The 1956-nt window shown below is 39.9% G+C and carries 2 protein-coding genes; one reads left to right on the plus strand and one right to left on the minus strand.

The annotated features are described in order from the left end of the window. On the minus strand, positions 1 to 212 hold a 212-nt coding region (locus CDZ78_RS24455), incomplete at its 3' end, for an IS1-like element transposase (RefSeq protein WP_373862504.1). Positions 213 to 401: 189 nt separating this feature from the next. Here CDZ78_RS24455 and CDZ78_RS19890 point away from each other — a divergent pair. Beyond that, the gene (locus CDZ78_RS19890; RefSeq protein ID WP_244559303.1) at positions 402 to 1721 is read left to right on the plus strand and encodes a Kae1-like domain-containing protein; all 1320 of its coding nucleotides are present in this window, start codon (positions 402 to 404) and stop codon (positions 1719 to 1721) included. Positions 1722 to 1956: the final 235 nt, after the last annotated feature.

Genomic DNA, 1956 nt, shown 5'->3' on the forward strand with positions numbered 1-1956 from the left:
TCTCTAATACCACTGCTATTAATAGCCATTTCGACGACTTTTTCTTGGACTCCAGGCACACATGCATTATAGCGATAGTCCAGCATAAATGTTTGAGTTGGGCAGGCACTATTTTTGCAGCGATACCGCTGTATATTTTGAGCATTCTTTCCTGATTTCATGATAGTGCTACAGCGACAATTGTGGCAACTTACTTCTTGATAACATTTCATTCGAGGAATTATGATGTAAACCTTTTACTTCTCCTAATTATTTAAGTGAAATAACAGATTTAACCCACTACCGGATATAGAACAGGTTAATGAGTATGCTCAGATTAGCAAAATAGAACAACAAGCCCTGTCAGATAAAAGGCAGCAATTATTATCCTACCAGCACGGGGGAAAAAACTAGCACAAAGTGTGGCGCCAACTGAGGATAAGCTGGGCTTTATGTTGCCATATACCCCGTTGCACTATCTACTATTACAGCAACTATCCAACCCGCTAGTGATGACCTCGGGAAACTTGAGTGATCAACCGCAATGTGTAGATAACCACGAAGCACGACAAAAGCTAGGTACTATTGCAGACTATTTTTTAATGCATGACAGGGACATAGTAAATCGGCTGGATGATTCTGTTATGCGCTTGCTAGATAATAAAATGCATGTCTTACGTCGTGCGCGTGGATTCAGTCCCGAAGTTTTGCAGCTACCTGAAGGCTTTAACAACAAGCAACAAATTCTGGCGATGGGGGGCGAATTAAAAAATAGTTTTTGTCTGTTAAAACAGGGAATGGCTATCGTATCACAGCATATTGGTGACCTGGAAAATGCAGCAGCACAATTGGATTATCGTTATCAATTAAAATGTTACCAACAGCTTTTTGATTTTAAGGCAGATTTGATTGCGGTTGACCTTCACGCTGACTATCTATCCACACAATATGGCCAACAACTGGCAGAGGATCAGCCATTCAGTTTAGTCTCTGTACAGCATCATCACGCACACATTGCAGCCTGTATGGCTGAGCATGGTTTGGCTTTAGATACCCCCTCGGTATTAGCCGCCGTTTTTGATGGTCTGGGAATGGGGTTGTCTGGTGAGCTATGGGGGAGCGAATTTTTATTCAGTGATTATTCTACTTGCCAGCGTTTAGGACATTTTCAGGAAATATCGATGCCTGGTGGTGTGCCGGCTATGCGTGAACCATGGCGTAATGCTTATGCTCAGCTGACACATTACTTTAATTATGCGGACATACATAAAGAGTTTGCCGATTTAGAAATTATCAGGTTGCTAGAAACCAAGCCTTTAGCAACTCTGACAAGCATGATAGACAAGAAATTAAATTCTCCTTTAAGCAGTTCCTGCGGCCGTTGGTTTGATGCTTTTGCTGCTTTATTAGGATTGTGTCCAGAGCAAATTTCATATGAAGGACAGGCGGCAATCATGTTAGAAAATCTGGCAACAACTGAGTTTTTCAAGCTGGAAGATAACCCATATAGCTATGAGATTGAAAATAAAAATGAGATATTTGTTATCAATTGGCAAGCATTATTACTGGCAGTATTACAGGATTTACAACAACAGATTGATAAAGCGGTCATAGCCGCGAGAATTCACCACACTTTAATCTCAGCAACGGTTAAATTATTAATGAAACTGTCAATACAGACAGAGACTAATACCATTATTTTAAGCGGCGGGGTATTTCAAAACAGGTTGTTATTAAACTGAAGTTTCCCAATTATTGAGTAGCTGAAATACACAATGCTGGTGTATCGAGGTTTATTTTAGGTGGTTTTGCCATGTTTATAGCAAACCCCTACTTAATTCCCCTTAGGCAATAGCATTTGAAACGAATGAAAAGACTATTTTTTTCATATAGTTGTAGCATAGTTTCAATTTTACCATAAATAATTATTGGGAAACTTCAGTATTAACATAACCCCCCTCCTTGGTTAAGGAGGGG

The sequence above is a fragment of the Bathymodiolus platifrons methanotrophic gill symbiont genome, from assembly GCF_002189065.1.
Lineage (GTDB): Bacteria > Pseudomonadota > Gammaproteobacteria > Methylococcales > Methylomonadaceae > Methyloprofundus.